This window comes from Mycobacterium sp. TH-M15 (assembly GCF_057473705.1).
Genome location: NZ_JBYCLB010000684.1, coordinates 1 through 4,750, shown reverse-complemented (window position 1 = coordinate 4,750; position 4,750 = coordinate 1). Strand labels below are relative to the sequence as shown.

4 protein-coding genes and 1 pseudogene are annotated in these 4,750 nt (G+C 72.6%); 3 read left to right on the top strand and 2 right to left on the bottom strand.

Annotation, left to right across the window (positions count from 1 at the left end):
- Both AC2VNT_RS16740 and AC2VNT_RS16735 read left to right on the top strand, forming a co-directional pair.
- Positions 1-1,118 (top strand): ADP-ribosylglycohydrolase family protein (locus AC2VNT_RS16740; protein WP_486947923.1); only part of this gene is annotated, 1,118 nt, incomplete at its 5' end.
- Positions 1,119-1,156: 38 nt separating this feature from the next.
- Positions 1,157-1,282 (top strand): annotated as a pseudogene (locus AC2VNT_RS16735) (DUF5615 family PIN-like protein); the annotation flags it as partial.
- Between the two features lie 47 nt (positions 1,283-1,329).
- On the opposite strand, the gene AC2VNT_RS16730 reads toward AC2VNT_RS16735, so the two are convergent.
- Together AC2VNT_RS16730 and AC2VNT_RS16725 are read right to left on the bottom strand one after the other, a co-directional pair.
- Entirely contained in the window at positions 1,330-2,097 is a 768-nt protein-coding gene (locus AC2VNT_RS16730) for a chymotrypsin family serine protease (protein ID WP_486947922.1), read from the bottom strand.
- 58 nt (positions 2,098-2,155) lie between these two features.
- Positions 2,156-3,532, bottom strand: a complete 1,377-nt coding sequence (locus tag AC2VNT_RS16725; RefSeq protein ID WP_486947921.1) for a DEAD/DEAH box helicase — start codon at positions 3,530-3,532, stop codon at positions 2,156-2,158.
- Between the two features lie 333 nt (positions 3,533-3,865).
- On the opposite strand from AC2VNT_RS16725, the gene AC2VNT_RS16720 reads away from it, so the two are divergent.
- Complete coding sequence (locus AC2VNT_RS16720) at positions 3,866-4,651, top strand: thioesterase family protein (protein WP_486947920.1); 786 nt, start codon at positions 3,866-3,868, stop codon at positions 4,649-4,651.
- The last annotated feature ends 99 nt before the right edge of the window (positions 4,652-4,750 follow it).

Genomic DNA, 4,750 nt, shown 5'->3' with positions numbered 1-4,750 from the left:
CCCGCCGCCGGTCGGCCGCGGCCGCCCGGGCGGCGGCGGCAGCGGCGCACGCCGAGACCGGCCGCAGCGCCGGCAACGGGTCGTTGATGCGCACCGCCCCGGTGGCGCTGGCCTATCTCGACGACGACCAGGAAGGCGAGCTGGCCCAGGCGGCCCGGGCGATCAGCGCGCTCACCCACCACGAACCGGACAACGCCGACGCCTGCGTGCTGTGGTGCGCGGCGATCCGGCACGCGGTGCGCACCGGCGAGCTGAACGTGCGGGTCGGCCTGGCGCGGCTCGACGCGGCCGCCCGGGACCGGTGGGCGGGGCTGCTGGACGCCGCGGAGCGCTCGACGCCGGCCGCCTTCTCGCAGAACGGCCGGGTGGTGGAGGCGTTGCAGGCGGCCTGGTCGGCGATCGCGACCACCCCGGTGCCGGCCGACGACCCGGCGGCCGGGGCGTTCCGCGCCGATCACCTGCGGCTGGCGCTGCAGGCCGCGGTGCGCGGCGGACGTGACACCGACACCGTCGCCGCGATCGCCGGTGGGCTGCTCGGCGCGGCTTACGGCGCGTCGGCGGTGCCGGCGCAGTGGCGGCTGCGGCTGCACGGCTGGCCGGGACTGAACATCCGCGGCCTGGTGTGGCTGGCCGGGGCGATCGCCCGCGGCGGTGCCCCGGACCGGTTCGACTTCGGCTACTCACGCATCTCGCCGACGTCGCCGGTGGTCGCCCACCCGTTCGACGACGGCGTCTACCTGGGCGGGGTGAAGGCACTGCGGTCGCTGCCGGACGGCGTCGGCGCGGTGGTGTCGCTCTGCCAGGTCGCCGACGCCGACCTGCCGGCCGGCGTCGAGCAGCTCGACGTGCGGCTGATCGACCAGGACGGCGCGAACGCCAACCTGGACTTCGTGCTCGCCGACACGGTGCGCGCCGTCGAGCGGTTCCGGGCCGACGGCACGACGGTCTTCGTGCACTGCGTGCGGGCGCACAGCCGCACGCCGACCGTCGCCGCGCTCTACGGCGCGCGCCGCAAAGGCGTCGGCGTCGACGAGGCGCGGCGCGCGGTCGAGGGTGCGCTCTCCGGCACCTACCGGCTGCCGGATTTCACCGCCGCGCTGCGCCGGCTCTGCCCGTGACGGCCCTGGCGGGCATCGGGATCTAATGCGGCCAGAAGATCCTCACGCTCAAGGTCTGGATAGTCAGCAAGGTCCCGGGTGGGAATGCATCCTCCGACGCACAGGTGATCGATGCCGCGCGTGTGCAAGACCGCGTTGTGATCACGAAGGATCGGGACTTTCGCGACTCCGTGGCGCCGGTCGCTACTTGCGGCCCGGCGGCAATCACACGTCAGGTGGTGACCAGGGTCAGCTCCCACGCCCGCAGCCACGGCTTGATCACCTGCGCGATCGAGAACTTGTGCGGCTCGTCGCAGCTGGGCTTCGAGTCGTCGCCGTTGGACACCTCGATGTAGACCCCGACCGCCTCCGCAGCGTCGTCGGCCCGGAGTCGGTAGACCGGGCCGCCGGAGTCGCCGCAGCGTCCGGTGGCGGCGAAGCGCACCTTGTTCTCCTCGCTGACCACCACCGGCCCGCAGACCGACTCGCCGCTGCGCACCCCGTAGTGGCAGAGCACGTCGCCCACCTGCACCTGCTCGGCGACACCGACCACCGGGTGCCCGTCGACGTCGGCGGAGAGCGGGACTTTCCCGGGTTGGCCCAGGGCGATCCAGGCGATGTCGTAGTCGTCCCAGTCGTCGCCGCTGTAGACGCTCTGGGTGAACCGGCCGATGGTCGGGTACACCTTGAGGCCGCCGTGATGGATGGCCACCTCGCCCGGTGACCGGGTCTCGTTGCAGTGACCGGCCGCCAGCAGCCCCGGCTGGCCGTCCTTGTCGCGCACCAGGAAGCCGGCGGTGCAGCTCATCCCGCCGGTGCCATCGGCGCGGGTGACGTCGATCCCGGTGCCCGGGCCGATGCGGTTCGCGGTCGGCAGCGGGATGAGTTCGCGCGCCGGGTGGGCCCGGGCGATCAGGTAGGTGCCCATCATGACCGCGGTGACGAAGAGCGCGAGGATCGAACGGACAACCAGGGTTTTGATCGACCGTCGGGGTGCCATTCGGGTCCGCTTTCACCTGCGCGCTGGAACACCCAGACAGTACCGAGGCGTCGCCGACCTACCGCGCGGGCCGGGGTGCCCCGGAGCGGTTCGGGCGGCGACGCCGGCGCTGCCCGGTGGTGGCCGGCGCTGCCTGCTGGTGGCGGTTTGTCTGGGTCTGCCCGCCGCTCTGCCCGCCGCTCTGCCCGCCGCGACCGGGGCGGCGCCGCCGCGACCGGGTGCCGGAACCGGGCGTCGGGGTGGCCGGTTTGGGCGCGGGCGCCTGATACGGGGCGACCTCGCCGACCAGCGCGGTCACCGAGCCGGACTGCGCGGTGACCTCCTGCGGGCGGGCGCTGATGCCGGCCTGGCGCAGCAGCACCGAGGTGTCCTTGCGCTGCTCGGGCAGCACGATGGTGACGACGTCGCCGGCGCTGCCGGCCCGCGCGGTGCGCCCGGAGCGGTGCAGGTAGGCCTTGTGCTCGGCGGGCGGGTCGACGTGCACCACCAGGCCGACATCGTCGACATGCACCCCGCGGGCGGCGATGTCGGTGGCCACCAGCACCCGGGCGGTGCCGTCGGTGAACGCGGCCAGGTTGCGGTCGCGGGCGTTCTGCGAGAGGTTGCCGTGCAGGTCCACCGACGGGATGCCGTTCTCGGTGAGCTGGCGGGCCAGCTTGCGGGCCTGATGCTTTGTGCGCAGGAACAGGATCCGCCGATCGGTTCCGGAGGCCAGCCGGTGCACCAGCTCCTTCTTGGCGTCGGCGCCGGTGACGTGGAAGACGTGGTGGGTCATCGCCGGCACCGGGGAGGTGGCCTCGTCGACGGCGTGCGACACCGGGTTGCGCAGGAAGCGCTTCACCAGCTTGTCCACCCCGTTGTCCAGGGTGGCCGAGAACAGCAGCCGCTGCCCGGTGGCCGGGGTGGCCGCCAGGATTCGGGTGACGCCGGGCAGGAAGCCCAGGTCGGCCATGTGGTCGGCCTCGTCGAGCACGGTGCTGGCCACCGCGTCCAGGCTGATCAGCTGCTGGCGCATCAGGTCTTCGAGTCGGCCCGGGCAGGCCACCACGATGTCGACACCGGCGTTCAGCGCGGCCACCTGCCGGGTCTGGGAGACCCCGCCGAAGATGGTGGTGACGGTGAGGCCGCGGGCTTGCGCCAGCGGGGCCAGGGTGGCGGTGATCTGGGTGGCCAGCTCCCGGGTGGGGGCCAGCACCAGCCCGGTCGGGCGGGCTTTGCGCCGGCCGGTCGCGGTGAGCCGGGCGGCCAGCGGGATGGAGAACGCCAGCGTCTTGCCGCTGCCGGTCTTGCCGCGGCCGAGCACGTCGCGCCCGGCCAGGGTGTCGGGCAGGGTGTCGACCTGGATCGGGAACGGGGCGGTGATGCCGCCCGCGGTGAGCGCGGCCACCAGCGGGGCGGGCACGCCGAGGTCGGCGAAGTTCGGTTGGGGGGTCATGTTTTTCGGGTGCCTTTCGGGCATCGGTGTGCCTGCCGGGTTTTCGGCGTACTTCGCCTTGTCGGCGGTCGGCACAGGGTGGCGAGATTGCCGGTGGGCAAAATCGATCGCCGCGAGAAGAGCTCGTGCTTCGCACGAATCATCGGGGATTCCGGCTTGGGTGTATCGAGCCGGGGCCGGTGGATGATGACACATTCCACGACGTTGTCGGCCAGGTGGTGGCGCCGACGTTGTTGGAGAGCTTAGCCGATCGGCGGGGTGTGGCGGGTTTGTGGGCGGCTGGTGTGAGCAACGACACCGCTTTTCGCTGTGGTCTCGGTTAGCGTCGTTTCCGTGGTCGCCGAGGCGTTCTATACCCAGATCGACGAGGGCGTCTTCGACAGTTCGCCGTGGACCGGCGGGCCGTGGGGGCCGCAGGCGCAGCATGCCGGGCCGCCGTCGGCGTTGCTGGCCCGCCAGATCGAGCGGCATCAGCCGCGCGACGGGCACCGGTTGGGCCGGATCGCGGTGGACATCCTCGGGCCGGTGCCGGTGGTGCCGCTGCAGATCACCGTTGAGGTGATCCGCCCCGGCAAACGGGTGGAGCTGCTGCAGGCGAGTGCGGTCGCCGGCGGCCGCACCGTGCTGGTTGCGCGAGCGTGGCGGCTGGCGGTGGTGCCGGCCGATTTCCCGGCGCAGCGGCCGGCCGGCGAGGTGACCGGCGCGTCGGTGCCACTGGTCGCCCAGGACATTCCGTTTCCGGAGGGCTGGTACCGGGACGGCTACCTGTCGGCGATCGACTGGTGCTTCGAGCGCGGCGGGTTCGGTGAGCTCGGCCCGGCGCGGGCCTGGACCCGGCCGACGGTTTTATTGGTGGCCGGCGAGGCGATGACGCCGTGGCAGCGGGTGCTGACGGTGGTCGACTCGGGCAGCGGGATCAGCGTCTGCGTGCCGCCGGCCGAGCATCCGGCGATCAACTGCGATCTGTCGGTTGTGCTAGACCGTGATCCGGTCGGCGAGTGGGTCTGCCTGGACTCGGCGACCACCGCGGTGCCCGGGGGTGGGGCGATGGCGTTCACCACGGTGGGTGATCAGGGTGGTGCCGTGGGGGTGGCGACGCAGACGTTGCTGATTGGATGAGGTGGGCGCAGCCGACCGCCCGGAAACCTCGATCGGGAGGTGACGGTCAAAGACTAGTGTTGGGCCCTCGTCGGCGCTTCGGTATCACCTGCGGCGTTT

Coding starts and splice junctions, on each gene's coding strand:
- AC2VNT_RS16725 (WP_486947921.1), bottom strand. CDS start 3,532: ATGACCCCCCAACCGAACTTCGCCGACCTCGGCGTGCCCGCCCCGCTG.
- AC2VNT_RS16730 (WP_486947922.1), bottom strand. CDS start 2,097: ATGGCACCCCGACGGTCGATCAAAACCCTGGTTGTCCGTTCGATCCTC.